The sequence below is a fragment of the Nostoc sp. ChiVER01 genome (assembly GCF_034531155.1).
Lineage (GTDB): Bacteria > Cyanobacteriota > Cyanobacteriia > Cyanobacteriales > Nostocaceae > Nostoc.
Window position 1 is genome coordinate 11142 of record NZ_JAVRBS010000001.1, and the last position, 18657, is coordinate 29798.

The 18657-nt window shown below is 41.0% G+C and carries 10 protein-coding genes and 1 pseudogene; 4 read left to right on the forward strand and 7 right to left on the reverse strand.

Annotation, left to right across the window (positions count from 1 at the left end; translation table 11 throughout):
• Positions 1 to 40 precede the first annotated feature (40 nt).
• Positions 41 to 4483, forward strand: coding sequence for an NACHT and WD40 repeat domain-containing protein (locus tag RMY00_RS00060; protein ID WP_322645612.1), 4443 nt, complete (start codon positions 41 to 43; stop codon positions 4481 to 4483).
• A 115-nt stretch (positions 4484 to 4598) separates the two neighbouring features.
• Positions 4599 to 5168 (forward strand): annotated as a pseudogene (locus RMY00_RS00065) (Uma2 family endonuclease).
• Positions 5169 to 5244: 76 nt separating this feature from the next.
• Here the strand turns inward: RMY00_RS00065 and RMY00_RS00070 are convergent.
• The 3 genes from RMY00_RS00070 to RMY00_RS00080 all read right to left on the reverse strand — a co-directional run bounded on the left by RMY00_RS00070 (position 5245) and on the right by RMY00_RS00080 (position 6471).
• Positions 5245 to 5667 carry a type II toxin-antitoxin system VapC family toxin gene (locus RMY00_RS00070; protein WP_322645613.1) on the reverse strand — a complete coding sequence of 141 codons (423 nt, stop codon included), beginning with the start codon at positions 5665 to 5667 and terminating at the stop codon, positions 5245 to 5247.
• Positions 5664 to 5900 carry a hypothetical protein gene (locus RMY00_RS00075; protein ID WP_322645614.1) on the reverse strand — a complete coding sequence of 79 codons (237 nt, stop codon included), beginning with the start codon at positions 5898 to 5900 and terminating at the stop codon, positions 5664 to 5666. Before RMY00_RS00075 ends, RMY00_RS00070 begins: the two co-directional genes overlap by 4 nt.
• A gap of 166 nt (positions 5901 to 6066) precedes the next feature.
• Positions 6067 to 6471 (reverse strand): Fur family transcriptional regulator, encoded by a 405-nt coding sequence (locus RMY00_RS00080; RefSeq protein ID WP_322645615.1) that lies wholly within the window; start codon positions 6469 to 6471, stop codon positions 6067 to 6069.
• A gap of 144 nt (positions 6472 to 6615) precedes the next feature.
• Between RMY00_RS00080 and purS the strand changes: the two genes are divergently transcribed.
• A complete protein-coding gene (gene purS / locus RMY00_RS00085; RefSeq protein WP_100897184.1) occupies positions 6616 to 6894 on the forward strand; it encodes a phosphoribosylformylglycinamidine synthase subunit PurS in 279 nt (92 codons plus the stop codon).
• 172 nt (positions 6895 to 7066) lie between these two features.
• On the forward strand, positions 7067 to 7741 hold the full coding sequence (gene purQ, locus RMY00_RS00090; protein ID WP_109008146.1) for a phosphoribosylformylglycinamidine synthase subunit PurQ: 675 nt from the start codon (positions 7067 to 7069) through the stop codon (positions 7739 to 7741).
• A gap of 410 nt (positions 7742 to 8151) precedes the next feature.
• On the opposite strand, the gene RMY00_RS00095 is transcribed toward purQ, so the two are convergent.
• The 4 genes from RMY00_RS00095 to RMY00_RS00110 all read right to left on the reverse strand — a co-directional run bounded on the left by RMY00_RS00095 (position 8152) and on the right by RMY00_RS00110 (position 18542).
• On the reverse strand, positions 8152 to 9735 hold the full coding sequence (locus tag RMY00_RS00095; protein ID WP_322645616.1) for an HlyD family efflux transporter periplasmic adaptor subunit: 1584 nt from the start codon (positions 9733 to 9735) through the stop codon (positions 8152 to 8154).
• 304 nt (positions 9736 to 10039) lie between these two features.
• The gene (locus RMY00_RS00100) at positions 10040 to 13042 is read right to left on the reverse strand and encodes a peptidase domain-containing ABC transporter (protein ID WP_322645617.1); all 3003 of its coding nucleotides are present in this window, start codon (positions 13040 to 13042) and stop codon (positions 10040 to 10042) included.
• Between the two features lie 812 nt (positions 13043 to 13854).
• Positions 13855 to 15465 carry a putative Ig domain-containing protein gene (locus RMY00_RS00105; RefSeq protein WP_322645618.1) on the reverse strand — a complete coding sequence of 537 codons (1611 nt, stop codon included), beginning with the start codon at positions 15463 to 15465 and terminating at the stop codon, positions 13855 to 13857.
• Positions 15466 to 15875: 410 nt separating this feature from the next.
• Complete coding sequence (locus tag RMY00_RS00110) at positions 15876 to 18542, reverse strand: alkaline phosphatase family protein (RefSeq protein ID WP_322645619.1); 2667 nt, start codon at positions 18540 to 18542, stop codon at positions 15876 to 15878.
• Between the last annotated feature and the right edge of the window lie 115 nt (positions 18543 to 18657).

Genomic DNA, 18657 nt, shown 5'->3' on the forward strand with positions numbered 1-18657 from the left:
TCCCAATGACCAATGACCAATGACTAATGACTAATGACTAATGATAATTAACCCAGAACAGGTCATCAACGCTATTATTGCGATCGCTAATCCTTTAATTAAGGAAAAGATTCAGCGCAATGAGACTGTAATTAAATTACTTCAGCAGTTTAACCTCGACCCAGAGCATCCACCAGCAGATTTTAGTGGGGTTTATGCATACACACTGGTAGAGTACGGTGTTGGTAAACCCAAGCCTTTTTTAGAACTTTTTCGCCAAGAAGCAATAAAACAGGCTTTCCGCAAAGCATTTGACCATAATAACCCCTCAATTTTGCTTTCTGAGGTTGATACTTGGCTTGATGCCTACGCGTTGGGTGATGACATTAGAAGTTTGGGAATTAATATTAGACGGGAAATTGCCGCATTTTATGTTGTTTTTGCAGAAGTTGCTAAACGCACTCGCAACCCAGCAGATACACTTATGAGTCAACAAATTGGCTCTTTGCAAAAACGTATTGTAAATATCCAAGAACTACTTGACAGGTTGCCAACGCTGGAAGGTATTCGTACAGAAATAGCACGGTTGGCTGCACAAAATTCCCCCGCATTGCTGGAGGCTGAAACATCTACTGAAAATAAATGTCGAGCCATAGCCCTAGCTCAACAAATGCGCGGCTGGTTTGAAACCTTGGGCTACCGCTTTGAAAAGTATGAAATTTGGGGTGATTCATATTTTGAGTGGATTATTAATGTGCCAACACGGCGTAACCGATATGACCGCATTTTAATCAGGGGAATTGAGGGGGAAGTTGGACTCAAGGATGTAGCTGTTTTGCGTTCCTCTGTGGAGCAGCAGAGAACTGATGAAGGTTGGTTAGTAACAGCCAGACGGATTGCACGCGCGGCACGGAATGAGGTGGAAAAGGAGGAAAATCGCCATTTAGGTTGTTATACTTTTGACGAACTCATTGACCAAGATGCCGATTTTAGCGATTATCTGGATTGGTTGTCAGCAGAAATTATCCGGCGGCAAATAGATACAAAATACGTTCCTTTAGCCTGCACAAAAGAGGAAATTGACCCCGATACTAAGCAGCGAATCGGCATTAGTCATTATAGCGATCGCGATGGTTGGATTGATGGTTATATTGATGTGTGGTTGGACGATCCCGCCAAAGAGCATATTTCTATACTAGGAGAATTTGGTACGGGGAAAACTTGGTTTGCTTTCCATTATGCTTGGGTGGCATTGCAACGTTACCGAGATGCCCAAAAACGCGGTGTTGAGCGTCCCCGTTTGCCTTTGGTAATTACACTCCGGGATTTTGCCAAAGCAATAAATGTTGAGAACGTTTTAGCTGGGTTCTTTTTTACACAACATAATATCCGTTTAACTAGCGAAGTATTTGATCAGTTGAACGGCATGGGTAAATTGCTGCTAATTTTCGATGGTTTTGACGAAATGGCAGCAAAAGTTGACCGTCAGCAGATGATTAATAACTTCTGGGAACTGGCAAAAGTGGTGGTTCCCGGTGCCAAGGTTATTTTGACTTGTCGCACCGAACATTTTCCTGAAGCTAAAGAAGGACGCGCTTTACTTAATGCCGAGTTACAAGCTTCTACCAAGCAGTTGACGGGAGAAACACCGCAGTTTGAAGTGCTGGAACTGGAGAAATTTAACGACGAGCAAATTCGACTGGTGTTGTCGCATCAAACGGAAGCTGCAACAGTTGAACAAGTAATGGGAAATCCGCAATTATTGGATTTAGCCCGTCGTCCGGTGATGACAGAGTTAATTTTAGAAGCTTTGCCAGATATTGAGGCGGGTAAACCTGTGGATATGTCGCGGGTTTATTTGTACGCGGTGCGGCGGAAAATGGAACGGGATATTAAGAGCGATCGCACGTTTACATCTTTGGCAGAAAAGTTATACTTTTTGTGCGAACTATCTTGGGAAATGCTGTCTAAAGATGAAATGAGCCTCAATTATCGGCTTTTCCCTGATAGAATTCGGCGGTTATTTGGTTCCGTGGTGCAGGAAGAGAAAGATTTAGACCACTGGCATTACGACATGATGGGGCAAACAATGCTCATTCGCAATGCTGATGGTGATTATACTCCAGCACATCGCTCGCTGTTAGAGTTTTTTGTAGCGTATAAATTTGCGGCAGAGTTAGGAGTCTTGGCTAGTGATTTGACGGAGTTAGCTCAAGCACAATCGTTTATAGATAGGAGTGCTGCACCCGTTGATTATACTTGGTCTGGTTATTTTTCGCGTCAATTAGATGAAACTATCGCACCACTAAAAGCATTTACAAGTGAGTCTTTTGAAAAGTTAAGGCAGACTTTTGGCAAAGCGCCACTCACAAAAGTGGTTATAGAATTGCTTTTACCGATAATTAATGTTGATGCTCAAGCTGACATAATCAAACTAATTGAAGTAACACAAGAAAAAAGTGAGGATGAGGTTGGTTATGTTGGTGGGAATGCAGCAACGTTGGTAGTGAAGGTAGATAAGGCGGCTTTGGAAGAGAAAAATTTCAGCCAAGTAGTAGTTAAGGGAGCAGATTTTTCTGATGCAAGCTTACGTCATACTAATTTTATAGGAGCCAATCTAACCGAATCAGTTTTTCCAAAAGTCTTCGGTGCAGTTTTTTCAGTTGCGTATAGTCCTAATGGTGAACTATTTGCAATAGCTGATGGCAATTGTGAAATTAGTATATGGCTCGCTGAAAATAATCGACAAATTTTGAAATGTAAAGGACATAATAATTGGATACGCTCAGTAGTCTTTAGTCCTGATGGTCAAATTTTAGCAAGTGGTAGCTATGACCATACTGTGAGGCTGTGGGATACTGCCACTGGAGTATGTATAAAAATTCTGGAAGAACATAGCGATAGAGTGAATTCGGTAGCATTTAGTCCAGACGGTAAAACTTTAGCAAGTGGAAGTCGGGATAGAACGGTAAAGTTATGGAATACTAGCACTGGAGAATGTCTGAAAACTTTAGAAGATATGAGCAGAATATTTTCAGTAGTTTTCAGCCCTGACGGTGAAACTATTGCAAATGGAGGAAACGATAAAACGATAAAATTGTGGGATATTTTTACTGGCAAATGTTTAAAAAACTTTGAAGGACATACCAATCGGATATTTTCAGTGGCTTTTAGTCCTGATGGTCATACTTTAGCTAGTGGTAGTGATGACAAAACGTTGAAAATATGGAACGTGCGTAATAATCAATGCATTAAAACTTTAGAAGGACACGCCGACCGGATATTTTCAGTGGCTTTTAGCCCTGATGGTAAAACTTTAGCTAGTAGCAGCAAAGACCAAACGGTAAAGCTATGGAACATAAAAACAGGCGAATGTTTGAAGACTTTACAAGGACATACTAGTTGGGTACGCTCAATAGCAATTAGTCCCGATAGTACTAATTTAATTAGCGGTGGTGACGACGATCAAACTGCTATGAAATGGGATATCAATACCGGAAAATGTTTGAATATTTTGCAAGGTTCTAATAGTTGGGTACGTTCAATTGCTATTAGTCCTAATGGTAAAATTTTAGCTAGCTCCGGTGAAAATACAACTATAAAACTATGGAATTTCGCTACAGGAAAATACTTGAAAAACTTGCAGGGACATAGAAGTAGAGTTAATTCAGTTGCAATTAGCCCTAACGCTAGTATTTTAGCCAGTAGTAGTTATGACGGAACAATTAAGTTATGGAATATCAGTACTGGAAAATGTTTGAAAACTCTATCTGTTCATGCTGGAGGAGTGAATTCAGTAGCTTTTGCTCCTGATGCTATAACCCTTATAAGTGGTAGTGGTAATGACAAAATCAATGTATGGGATGTTAGTACAGGAGATTGCCTTAAAACCTTGGCAGGACATACTGACTGGGTATGGTCTGTAGTAAGTAGTCCCGATAAAAAAATCTTAGTCAGTAGCAGTCATGATAAAACTGTGAGATTATGGGATGTCGAGACTGGAGAATGTTTAAACATAATTCAAGGTCATACTTTGAGAGTAACTGCATTAGCAATCAGTCCCGATAGTTGCATAATTGCTAGTGCAAGTGGTGATACAACAGTAAAGCTTTGGAATATCCATAATGGCGAGTGCTTAAAAACTTTGCATGGGCATTTGGATTGGGTAAACACGGTAGCATTTAGTCCAGATGGTAAATTTTTAAGCAGTGCTAGCAATGATGCACAAATAATCATTTGGGATGTCCATACTGGTGAATATATTAAAACTTTGCTGGGACACAGTAGTTGGGTCAATACTGTTATTTTTAGCCCTGATGGTCAAACTATTGTCAGTGGCGGTAGAGATGAAACAATTAAGGTTTGGGATTTTCAGTCTGGTAAGTGTCTAGTAACACTAGACAATAGACTTTATGCAAGCATGAACATCACAGGTGTTAAAGGTTTAACCGAAGCCGAAATTGCTACCCTCAAAGCGTTAGGTGCTGTGGAAGATGGGGAATAAATTTTAGGTGATACCTAACTGTAAGCTAGGGCGATGTCTACGACGGGCACACTTACGCACTAATTGTTACATTTTTGTATAAACGAAATAATCAAGTTTTGATAAGTTGTAAATTATGAAATTATCTATTCAGCGAACCACAGGACTAAGTTTATAAAAGTTCTTACAACTAGCAGAGACAAAACCAGCAAGCGAGTATTTTAATGGAAAAATATACCAAAAGCCTATGCCGCAAGGAGAAGATAGTACTTTACAAAGCAGTTTAGTTACAGCTATTAATGAGATTGCTAAACCGCAAAAAATTGCTTATGCCTTTCCTGAATTACGCTGTACATTTGAAGGTCGTTCAATAGTACCGGATATTACTGTGTTTGAATGGCAAAGAATTCCCCTTGATGCAAAAGGTAGAATTGCGAATAAATTTGAAATTCCTCCAGATTGGATAATTGAAATTCTTTCACCAGAACAATCACCCAACCGAGTTATCAGCAAAATTACATTTTCTATTCAAAATGGAGCAAAGCTAGGTTGGTTGCTCGATTCTGCTGATGAGTCAATCATGATTTTTGAACCCAATAAATTACCAGAATTAAAATAACAGCAAGATATATTACCCGTTTTGAGTGTTTTAGAAAATTGGCAATTAACAGTTGCAGACGTATTTAGTTGGTTAACTTTTGTTTGAATAAAGCAACAGTAAGCTGACGCTAATGCACTTCTGAATCATTATGCTAAATGAATATTTGTAAAGGAAAGTTGATTTACCGCAGTAACAAAACCTCAACTCCTAAAATTTCAGCACTTGTTGCTAAAGCTTCATCAGCCGTTACCAATTGAATATTATTTTGAAATGTAATTGTCAAATGTAGAGCATCCAGTGTACGCAATGGTGTATCAAACCGACTAATCCACTCACGCGCTAAATTATAGTGAACTGTTTCTACTGCAATTTGAGTATAAAATCCACTATCCAAATCTGCTTGGAAACTTTCTACAATGGCTATTGCATCTTGCTGAGATATTTCTTGCATTCTGACTCGACGCGATAACGCAGAAACGAGTTCAACCTCAACCAACTGACTCAAACCTACTTCAGTTTCATTGAGTAGTAATTGTTCAACTGCATCGCTTAAAGCTTCTGTCCAATACAAAGGAGCAATAACGCTTGTATCTAAATAAATCAACGACGTTCCTCTATACGTGTATTTATGACAGTTGTACTCAATGACTCACCCTTAATCCCAAGAGAATCACGAAATTGTTTCATACTTGCTAATCGTCCTTCTTTTTGTAGCGGAGGAACTAAACGAGCTACAGCTTTATCTTGCTCTAGCAAAATTACTTCTTCTCCCTTAGCTACTAGTTCTAAGAGAGATTTTAAATTCATAGCTGCTTCTTCAACGCTAATTCTCAACACTGCATTACTCCTGTAGTTAAGCTTGAAGACCAAAGAAAATTGCCTGCTCACACCATTTCTTTATAGAAATTCACATTATTAGCCTGCATAAGCAGGCTTTTTTCTGGTAGCCACGGGCTTGAGTCTGTGGAAAAATGAAATGCAACATCACATAAAATGGGTATGATTATTGACTAATTTCACTAGCTTGATTTACTTGGCATTGACTGCACAACCCAAAAAACTCTAGGGTGTGGTAAAAAACTTTAAACTTATGGCTGGATTTTAACTGGTCTTCTAGGTCATGAACGGGGCATTGATTAATCGGAATTGAGACACCGCATTGCAAGCAAGTAAGGTGGTGTTTGTCTTGCTGCGCTAGACTATAGAGGGCTTCACCGTTAGCCAAATTTCGCACTTGTACCATGCCTTCGAGTTTTAAGGCTTCTAGGGAACGGTAAACTGTTGCTAAACCCATGCTCTGATTTGTGTTACGTAGTTCTACGTAAATATCTTGAGCGGAAATGCCTTTTTTGATGGTTTTCAGTAGATTGAAAATACGCTCTTGACTGCGGGTGCGTATGACTCTCATAGATAATTATTTTAATATGCCACTGTAGTTGAAGCTGTTAGATAGGCTAATTGATCAATTAACTTTAACGGCTTCGTAATCTTATTTTCACTCAGTTGGAACAGAAAGTTATAGTATAGCGATCGCAGCATTCAGCAAAAGCCCGTGCAAACCAAGTATCTAGCCAAAATTTTCGTGACGCTTCGTCCTTCAGTCTTAGACCCTGCTGGCGTAGCTGTACAATCCGGTCTTAAGCAAATGGGATACGAGAACGTTGACCAGGTGCGGATTGGTAAGTACATTGAACTCACCATTACTTCGTCTGATGAGAAAAAAGCTCGTCAAGACCTCGATCGCATTTGTGACCAAATGTTAGCAAATCCCGTGATTGAAAATTATCGCTTTGATTTGATTGAGGTCGAAACCCAAACGGGAGTCTTTTAGGGATTAGGCATGGAGAAGAGGACAAGGGGACAAGGAGAATTGGGGACAAGGGGAAAGACTTGTTGCAAGTTCTAACTTTTGTCCCCTTGTCCCCCTGCTCCCCCTGCTCCCCCTGCCTCCCCTGCTTCCCCTGCCTCCCCCACTCCCCACTCCCCACTCCCTTTGATTAATCATGAAATTCGGTGTTATTGTTTTTCCCGGTTCTAATTGCGATCGCGATGTTGCTTATGTAACCAGAGACTTGTTGGGGCAACCGACTCGCATGGTTTGGCATCAAGAAACAGATATTGCTGATTTAGATGTCGTTATTATCCCTGGTGGCTTTAGTTACGGGGATTATCTGCGCTGCGGTGCGATCGCGCGTTTTTCACCCGTGATGCAACAGGTTATTGAACATGCCCAAAAGGGTAAGTTTGTAATCGGTATTTGCAACGGTTTTCAGGTATTAACTGAAGCTGGACTTTTGCCAGGGGTGTTGACTAGAAATCGAGATTTACATTTTATTTGCGATCGCGCCCCCTTGAAAGTTGAGCGGACTAATCTCCCTTGGACGCAAGCTTATACGACTGGTGAAGTTATCACTTTGCCCATTGCCCACGGAGAGGGTCAATTCTACGCTAACGCAGCCACTCTGGCAGAAATTGAAGATAACGGGCAAGTTGTGTTTCGCTATGAAGGGGAGAATCCTAACGGTTCACTCAATAACATTGCCGGAATTTGCGATCGCCAGGGCAATGTGTTGGGGATGATGCCGCACCCAGAAAGAGCCTCTGACGCGATGCTAGGGAATAGCGATGGCTTGAGGCTGTTTCAGGGATTGTTGGAGAAGGTAGCGGCATTAGCCTAGTACCGCAGGGCGGAAGTCAAAAGTCAAAAGCCAAAAGTTTTATATATCAAGACTTTTGTAAGTTTTAAAATGGTAGTTTGATTTTTACCGCGCTGTACTAGTAGTCTGTCAATAAAAGACCTCTTGCAAAAATCCCTAACACCCCATCCCCAACCCCTCCCCGCTTGCGGGGCTACGGTGTACACACAAGTTATCGAATCACTACCAGTCCTCGAATTACCCCACCCTAACCCTCCCCTTATAAAGGGGAGGGAACTAGATAGATTTCTTTTTCCCCCCTTTCTAAGGGGGGATTAAGGGGGGTAATTCGACTTGTGTGTACACCGTAGGCTTGCGGGGAGGGGAGCGTTTGCGTTAGCAAATGCGGGGTGGGGTTCTTCGGGTTAATAAGTAATCAAGCAGACATAATATTAACGTACCTCTTTAAGAGTATCAATTTGCTTGGTAAACAATTCAGTGAATAAACTAAGCACAGTCCGTTCTTCGCGTACTTTTATATTGGCACTAATTGACATACCTGATTGTAACTTGACGTTTTTCCCCTTAATCACTAAGAATTGTCTATCTAAATGGAGTTTTGCTGGAAATCTATAAAACTGATGTGTTTGATCTGGTGGTAATGCGTCTGATCCTATCCCATCCACTTCTCCTTTGATATCGCCAAATTCGCTGTAAGGAAAAGAGTCAATTCTGACATCTACCTTCATTCCTTTTCGGACGAAACCAATATCTTTGTTAGTAATGAAAACTTCAGCTATATAGTTTTCATTTGGGACTATTTGCATCAGTTTTGTAGTCGGAGTCGCTACGAATCCAGGGTTTTTTGCTTGTAAATCGAAAACTGTTCCGGCTACAGGCGCACGGAGTTCTTGATATTTAACATTTAACTGGGCTTGAGAGATTTTACTATTGACATCTGCCAAACGTTGCTCATTATCTAAAATAACCTTCATGAATTGGCTATCGATTTCGGCAATGCGCTGCTTATTATCAGCTATCTTATCCAAAATGTTTTTATCAGAAAGAGCCACTGTATTGCTTAACTCTTGTTGCCCTTTTTGTATATCAAACTGGAGGCGCTTTTCTTCCTCACCTAATTGTGCTACTTCCGCCGTGCGGTTTTGTACTTCTTGTTGCTGGTTGAGATACTGAAGCTGAGAAATACCACCTTCTAATGCTAATATTTTAAGTTTAGCTAAAATCCCCTGTTGAATAGCTAAACTTGCTTTACTATCTTCCAGCTTATATTTATTTTGAGCGAGTTGTTTTTTGGTTTTTTCTACTTCTAATCGTGCTGCTGAGGAGCGAGAGTCTAATTCTTTTTTGGCAACTTGTAGGAGTTGTTGTTCATCAATACCTAGTGCGGAACCACTACCAGAATTTTTTAATTGAGTCCGTAATAATTCGTTTTCTGCTACTAACGTTGCCCGACTTTTCAGCAGAAAAGCAGCTTCTTGTGGCAAATTACTGCGTAAATATAACAGTTCAGAACCACTGGTGTTAGTTGCCATCATCAATCGGCGATAAATTTGGTTTTCTTGAGTTAATGCAACGCGAATTTTCTTCAAAGAATCTAATTCAGCAACAGAAGCGATAGAATCAAAAGTTAGCAACAAATCTCCTGGCTTTACTGCTTGCCCATCTTTAACATTAACTGTTTTCACGACTCCACTAACAGGAGCCTGAACTTCTTTAACTGTTCCTTCTGGCTTTAATTGCCCTGTTGCTGGCACTACTTGCTCAATTTTGGCAAAATAAGCCCAAGCAATCCCAAAGCAGGCTAATGCCATTAGAGTGATCATGATTGTACGCGACCACATTGGAGATTGGCGCAAGACAATAGATTGCTCAAATTCCTGACTACTTGAGTTGATTAAAGACTGTTGAGCAGCTTTCTGTTGTTTTGTAAGGACTAATGAATCTTGCTTGACTCCATTTTTGTGATTGCCGCTTTTGTGATTGCCGTTGATGTGATTCCCATTAAGTTGAGTCATAACGATTTTAGATTTTGGATTTTAGATTTTGGATTTTTTGTAGAGTCGGCATTCTTTACCAATGCGAAAACCTTGATTTTGATATTTTGTAATAGTACCTACTTTACAGTTATTGCTATATCTATAAAATGTTAGTCAAACGGAAATATTTTGAAAAAGATGCAGAGAGTGAGGGGCATGAGAGAGCAGGGGAAGCAGGGGAGGCAAGGGGACAAAAGTTTAGAACTTGCAACAAGTCTTTCCCCTTGTCCCTAATTCTCCTTGTCCCCTTGTCCTCTTCCCCATGCCCAATGCAATTGACTAATTACAAGTTCACATCTTGTTGCTGATACAGGTAAAAATAATGACCCTTAGCAGCCATTAATTCTTGATGGCTACCTTTTTCTATAACCCTGCTATTATCCATCACAACGATCATGTCTGCATTACTTACAGTATTCAGTCGATGGGTAATAAAAAATACTGTATCACCCTTGAATGCTTTGGCTAAATTGAGACATATTTGCCGCTCTGTGGGATAATCTAATGCGCTGGTTGCTTCATCTAAAACTAGCAATTTTGGTCGTTGTAAAACAGAACGAGCGATCGCAATTCTTTGTCGTTGTCCCCCTGAAAGTGCAGAACCCCGTTCTCCTACCCGCGTGTTGTAACCGTTGGGTAAGTTCATGATAAACTCGTGGGCGCACGCCACCTGAGCCGCTTCGATAATTTCTTCGGTTGTCGCATCAGGATTGGTTAGGGCAATATTTTCCTGAACGCTACCATCAAACAACAACGTTTCTTGGGGAACTACGCCAATTTGTCTTCGCAGTGAATAAAGTTCAACTTTGGCAATATCATAACCATCAATCAAAATTCTGCCGGACTCAGTTTCGTAAAGCCTCAGCAATAACTTCATCATCGTACTTTTACCAGATCCACTTTGTCCGACAATGCCGACAAATTTTCCTGGCTCAAATTCGAGGTTGACATTAGAAAGTTGCAGAGGGCCACTTGTGCCAAAACGGAAGGAAACATTTTCGTATTTCACTGCTCCCTTAATCGTAGGTAAGGGTATATTGTAGCGGTCTGTTTCTCCTTCTTGTGGCGTATCGACAATATCACTTAAACGTTCTAAAGACAAGGCTGTTTCTTGGAAGCTTTGCCAGAGTTGAGCTAAACGCAATATTGGGCTGGTGACGTAACCCGATATAATTCTAAAGGCAATTAATTCGCCTAAAGTTAATTCTCCTTGGAGTACTAAATAAGCTCCTACCCACAAAACGAGTAAGCTACTGAGTTTGTTGAGAAAGTTGCTGGTAGAGTTAGCGAGGGTGGAAGTAACAACAGTTTTAAAACCAGCAGCAACAAACCGAGCGTAACGCTCTTGCCAAGAAAAGCGCGATCGCAATTCGATATTTTGCGCTTTTACGGTTTGAATTCCTGACATCACCTCAACTAAATAAGATTGAGTTTCGGCGTTGCGTTCGGCTTTGCCACGTAACTGTCTACTAATCGTGGGAGAAGCAACTAAGGTGATAATCACAAATATTGGAATTGTGCTTAAGCCTACTAAGGTGAGTTGCCAACTGTAAATCAGCATCACACCGATATAGACTAGCGAAAACAGAGCATCTAACCCAACTGTTAAAGCAGTACCTGTCAAGAATTGGCGGATATTTTCTAATTCGTTGATCCGAGTGGAAAGCTCACCCACCGGTCGGCGTTCAAAGTAGCGCAGTGGTAAACGTAACAAGTGGTCGATAATTTGTGACCCTAAACCCATATCGATCCGGTTAGTGGTATCGACAAATAAGTAGGTTCGTAAAGTAGTCAATACTGCTTCAAATAGCCCGACTACTAATAGTAAAATCCCCAAAATATGTAATGTGCCAATACTATTTTGAGTGATAACTTTGTCGATAATTAACTGAACCACCAGAGGATTCGCCAACGCTGCCAACTGCACGAAAAAGGAAGCGACAAATACCTCTATCAGAACTCGGCGGTGGCGTGACAAATAGGGTAGAAACCACCGTAAACTAAAACGCTCTTGCGGTGTTTGATTGGTAGCAGTCAGCAGTAATACCTTAACTTTGGGCGGAAAGTCGGTTGGATCGACATCTAGTTGTTCAACCAATTGAGCGGGTTTGCAGCGCACAATTCCTTTGGATGGGACACCGACAACCACGCTATTTGCATCCACTTCATATAAAACGGCAAAATTATCACCATAACGAATCAGCGCCGGTGTGGGGATGCGCGACACTGAGGCGATTGGTAGCTCTATCAACTGCGCCTTCAGTCCGATTAACTCTGCCAGGTAAGCAGTAACTTGAAACGATATGACACCCTGACGTTTGACTTGCTCAGTTAAGATACGGCGAACCACTTCTCGACGAAACGGCATTTCTAGGTGCTTCGCAATCATTTGGAAGCAGGCGAAGGCTGTATTTAATTCTCCCTTACCACTAAAAAACGGGTATTTTTGTTTTGACGAACTTTTTGAGGTTGTGGGGGGTGTCTGAGGAAATATTTCGTCTGATGCATAGGGAATATCTAATTCCTCTGTGCTATCTGATTTAGTGTTACTTGCCGCAAGGACTATCTCATGACTATCTTCTAATATCAAATCTGACGGATGTATGCCAACCAACCGGGCAGGGTTTTGACTTATGACTTGGATATTGTCTCTGTCATTATCGAATTCTATGCGATCGCCAGGTGAGAAATTCGTGACTATACCTCCACCACTCAAAAACCAGACCCTTTCGCTATCGAGTTGGTTGAATGGAGTTGCCCCTGGAGGGAGGTAATGTATTTTTGCCTGTGGTAGGGCATTTTCTGCCACTTCTTTAAAATTTAAAGTAGCAAGCGGTTGCTGTTTCCAATACGAGCTGAAAATATCAAAAACTTCTACTAAATAGCTGCGGTTCTTGCGAGCATTGGCAAAATCTGGGTATAAACCCAGAAAGCTAAAATATGCCGATGCACTCACGGTTAAACATACTACTTCGGTGGAGGCGATCGCGGTTTCACAGGCAACATCGCGTAACAAACCAATTTCGCCAATAATTTCCCCCGGTTGCAGCAATTTTAGGGTAATTGGCAGTTGCGTGTGGGGATCGTATCCCAACAGGCGCACTTGTCCCTCATAAATGATGGTAATGTGTTCTGGGAGACTTTCCTTACCAATGATTTTCTGACCTATCCGATAGCGCCAAGCTTGCACCTGTTCTGATAGGTTAGCGATCGCTGCATCTGGTAAACGATCAAACCCTTCTAGGGTGGTGACAAATTCGAGGAAACTGTTCTTAATATAAGTCATATAAAACAAGTAAAAGTGAGGAATTAAGCCGAAAACATTAGGGAGTATTACTTACTAACAGTTAGAGCTTTGGCTTTTATGCTAGTACTGGCAATACTTCTGTGCATTCCGGTGTCTAAATATGTAAAAGTACAGAGGGTAGCTTCGTCTAATTGCAAGAATGTATTTATATCACACGGTTAAAATTGTTGGGCGTTTTTCAAAATCAATTAAAGTATGGTGTAAATACATTGAGGATAAGTTATCACTTGAGTAACCTACATAATTTATACAAGCTTAAAATCAGTAACTAGCATTGCAATTATGTAAAATGGATATTTATCATCAGACGAAGACACATAAACGCAGTTATTAAATTTAGTATCGCCTATTCTAATTTATGATAATCAACATGAAACTATCACAGATGCTTTTTTAAGTAAATACCCTAGTTAAGAATTATGTAATAAACAAAACTTTAAATTTCGGAATTTTTTTAACAAATTCTTGATTATGGGGATTGAGGGTATCACTGATGGCAAAATAGTAAGCTTTTCTCAGCAAACAGCGCTATCCTGATTTGTAAAACAATTCTCCATCACTTTTTTGCTAGCCTAATTTAATAAAAATTAACTAGAAAAGTAAAGGTGAAGATTTTTTGTCACCTTACAGTAATTAAGTATTAAATTTATGAATAAAAGACAATAACTGGCTTCGGTAAATTTACCGATTTAATTAATATCAAGTTCATCTAATTACTATGCATAAAACAACCTCTTTTTCAATAAGTATGAGGTTGTTTTATGCTACTAAGTAATTACTATGATTAGATATTACGCAGGATTAATACGTAAATTTGCCTGCACAATTATATCGTTGTAATCTTTGTCGCCACCATTTACCAAATCCTCAAAGCCAAAGGTGTTGTTCCCTAACATCCGAATGTGATCTGTCTTGTCTGAGTTAGCACCCAAGAATGCGAAGTAAACATTATTATTAGCATTGTTATTGAGAATCGTATCAGGACTACCATTAACAATAATAAATGGTGCAAACAGAGAATCAGGCCCGAAAGTCGCAGTAGAATCTGCTGTCCCTTGGTTATTCACTCTTAAGTCAATGCTTGAAACGCGTCCACGCACGGCGGCTTGGGCGTAACCAGCCTGTCCAACGAGAATATCTGCTGTGCCATCACCATTGGTGTCAATGCCACCATTTTGATCAGCCACCCGATAAAAGCCCACAAAGTTGTTGTAAGAAGCTTCTCTGTTGACTACAAAGTTAGCTGTTACCGATTGTGCCACACCCCGTAAATCAATCAGTTCCCCTTGATACTGATCTTGCAGATTTGTACCTAAAGTTACTTGTTTATCTGTTGGCTGAATCGTCACAACCAAATCCGGGAAGTTGAGAGAAAACCCTTCCTCTTCTGTGTTGTTATTTGTAGCTGAGGAAAAAATAACGTTTGAGAAAGAGCTTTTTCCTGAGAGTATATCCTGAGTAGTGCTGTTAGATACCAGATAAAATCTGAGTTTGGTATCAGAGTCAAGTTCTAAGATGTTTGTTAGATCGGCAGGATTAAAACCATTAGGCAGATTGGCAAGGGTAGAAAAAACCAGTTTGGAGCGCAAAAGAGCTGCTTGTGTATAGCCTTCTGCACCAGGGGCTATGCCGTTAATCCTACCTTGTTCATCATCAACAGTAAATACATTCAGTTCATTCACCTCTTTGGAGGTGTTGGTTTTAATCTTGATTGAGAGCTTTCCTTTATCACCTTTAAGGTTCAGCTTAGTCTTGACACTAAAGATATCGCCTGTAATTTTTGTCAGTAGAGGAGTCCCCTCAGCAACTGCAATTGTAAACACATCACTGGCTTTTTCTCCAGCAACATCCTGAGCGGTAACTTTGATGTTTATACTACCTACCTCCTGATTATCAGGAGTACCAGTAAAAGTCCTGGTAGCAGCATTAAATTTCAATCCATTCGGCAGAGGCGTATCGTCGTCTAGAGTTGCAGTGTAGGTGAGGGTATCTCCGACATCTGGATCGGTGAAAGTGTCATCTGGTACAGTGAAGCTGAAGAAAATACCTTCAGTGGCTTGTTGGTCTGCGATCGCCTTAGACAAGACTGGAGGATCATTGACATTATTAATCGTGATTTTAAACACATCACTGACTTTTTCTCCACCACCATCCTGAGCGGTAACTTTGATGTTTCGACTACCTACCTCCTGATTATCAGGAGTACCACTGAAAGTCTGGGTAGCAGCATTAAATTTCAATCCATTTGGTAGAGGCGTATCGTCGTCTAGAGTTGCAGTGTAGGTGAGAGTATCTCCGACATCTGGATCAGTAAAAGTGCCATCTGGTACAGTGAAAGTGAATAAAATACCTTGGGTGGCTTGTTGGTCTGCGATCGCCTTGGACAAGATTGGTGCTGCCATAATCTTAATTGATTAGTACTTACTATTTATGAATATCTTCGCCAAAAAAAGGGTACGAAAAAATCACGCTGAAGTAGTAGAGTTATTGTTTCTCACTACGACAACTCAGAAACCACTTTTCAGCCCGTGCCGGATATCTTATCACTGTTACACTACCGCAGATCACCCCTACAACGGAAGCCAATACGGTTCGGTTAATAATATTTTAAGAGTTACATACTTTACAAATTAAGCATCTTATGAGTTATCAAGCTTATTAAGATAAAACTTTTGCCCTATCTCGTTCCTGGGCTGCTACCTGGAAATGCGATCGCTCAAAAGCAAGAATGAGTAACAAAAAATCGGGCTTTTTGCTCCCCTCTCCTTACTAAGAAGAGGGGTTAGGTTTTGTAATTTATTAAATCCGCGTTTTAAGTCAAGACACTAGCAGAAAAAACGAAATCATTTATTGTGAGGCTAGTTGATACAATTCCCACTAATGAAGCCAACTCTATATTTCCAGTTTTCACGATAGTGTCAGCACCCTGTTGCAATAGCCTGAGATTACTGAAGTTAATACCGCCCAACCCGATTTTATCAATGCCGATCGCAAAATCAGTAATAATGTTCTTGCTAGTTGGCAGACTGGCGTTAGCAATCCAAAACTGGTCAGTACCAGCACCACCAGTTAAGCGATTACCGCCTCCAATACCTGCAAATAGCACATCATCGCCATCACCACCAAACACCGAATCATTAGCACTAGAGAAGAGTTTGTCATCCCCAGAACCACCGTAGAGACGGTTATTGCTACCATTACTTTTGAGGGTGTCGTTACCTGAGCCACCGAAGGACAGTTGACGAGTTCCTTCAACTACTGTGAGAGTATCATTGCCTGCTGCCCCAAATAGGTTATTACTACCATTGGCTTCAACTACGGTAATTTCATCATTACCATTTCCACCATCAGCACTAGTGTTGTTAGCAGGACTATTTGCGCCAATCAAGACTTGATCGTTACCCTCCCCTGTCGACACCGAGGAGTTACTGCCGACCACCACCGTGTCATCACCTGTTCCAGTGAAAATTGTGTTACCTTTATTACCCTCTAAAAAGTCTGCTCCGTCGCCTGTAAATAAGGTTTGCTTTGGCTTGAGTGTGACATCATCACTGTTAGTAGAACCAAATTGAAGGTCTAGTGTTGTTAGTCCAACAGTGCGACCATCAAACCCTGCGGCTGTAAAGTACTGAGTATTACCTACACTTTGATAATCTAGAGTTGTTGCTTGACCATTAGTAGTTTCTTCCGAAGTCAAGACTTGTTTATTGGAGAGAACTGCATTCGGGCCTCCCACTAGTGCTTCTGTAATGACACGACCTTTTAAATCGCCATTACTGGGAATATCTAAACCCAGAATCCGAGCAAGTGTAGGCGTTACATCAGCATTACTGACGGGTGCATAGTCTACATAGCCTTGTTTAAAGTCGGGGCCAATAGCCTCCATGTTATTAAAAGTATCACCTCGACCAAAGCTGCCATGCATCCCCTGTCCTTGCTGCAAAGTTGTATCAGCAATTTCTACTTGAGCTTGAGGATTGTTTGGGTTGCTTGGGTCAGTGCTAAAGCTTTTGAAATTGATAACTATAGATGGAACTGGTGTTTTAGCATCACCTTTTAGCCCGATCGCACTCAGTGGTAAAGCACCTGGGATGTCTCCATAGGCATCGTCTACAAAAATACCACTGATGTAGTCTTTTTGGGAAAGCAGATCCACGACTTGTTTAGCAAAGTTAGCATTGCCATTAGGCAGATAAATTAAGTCAGAACCACCATTGGCAGCTACAACTATCTTTGTACCTGAGTCAAGTTGGCCATTAATTACCTGACCTGTACCACCAATTACACCATTCCCAGAAATAGGACGTTGACCTTTTGTGGCATCAACAGTTGCATACTGGATTTGGTTGAGGTTTGGGGGAAGGGTTGTCGGGTTAGGATCGTATAATGGTAGACCGAGATCGTGAGCTAAATCAATCGCCACAAAGCCTGCTGGTAGAAATCCCGGATTTACGCCTTCATAAGTTTGGGTGGCAGCATAACTTGTAGTTTTTGTGCCTTGACTATCAATAGCTTGTTTGCTGATGGTAGAAAAACCGTGGTCAGAAGTAACAAAGACATCAGTAGTCTTGTCTAAGCCTGTGCTTTTGAGATAGTCAAGAAGTTGCTTTAAATTATCATCAGCATTTTTGACCCCAGCTTTTGACGTAGGGCCATTGATACCTGGTGTCAAAGTGTTTAAACTATCACCCTGATTGTGTTGACTACCATCAGGATCTCTTGACCAGTAAACCAATGCGAATGGTTTACCGTCTTCCTGAAACTTGGGTAAAATTACTTTGGTAGTGGCATCTGCAAAATATTGTTGTTGAGCAATATTGGCATTGAGAGTGCCAGGAGTTGTATTATTACCAGCTGGTTGGACTCGTGGTGTGGGTTTTACATCTAGACCAGCTGCTTGTAAGCGATTAACAATATCTGGATCGAGTGGAACACCAGAAGGTGAACCGGCGGCTGTAGGCGGCGGTGTTGCACCATTTGTAGTGTCATCAATAATAATTGTATCGGGAGTAGAAATAGTACCTGTAGTACCACCTTCTCGGTTAACTTGGGTAACATCTTGGATGGCAACTGGCCCTAGTTTACCAACTGCTGCTGTGTTGAAACCCTGCGATCGCGCATAAGCTAGAAGTGACTCTTCATCTAAAAAGTTGTTACCGGGAAACTTTTCGTCAATATCCCCTAGAACCGCATCATTTTCGATAAATGGCGTAACACTACCATTGGCATTAGCACTAGGAAAACCAGTGTAGATGGTGTTGCTAAAGTCACCTGTATCACCAAGATAATGCCCGGTGGCGATCGCAGAAGCATTCGGCGTGGTAAATGTCGGAAACAGTGAATGACTATTGGCAAAAGTAACTCCCTGCTGACGGATGCTATATAAAGTTGGCGTATCAATGGGGTTTACAGAACCGTTACGCAATCCATCTGCAACAAAAATAATGACATTTCTACCGTTGCCATTTGTATCAGCCATGTCAGTTAATCCTTAAGTATTGTGAGCTACGATTAATCGCAGCAATTGTATGTCTGTAGACTGAGCGATTAATTACACTCAACCCAAACTGAAAAATTTTTTGCTAGAGAAACCT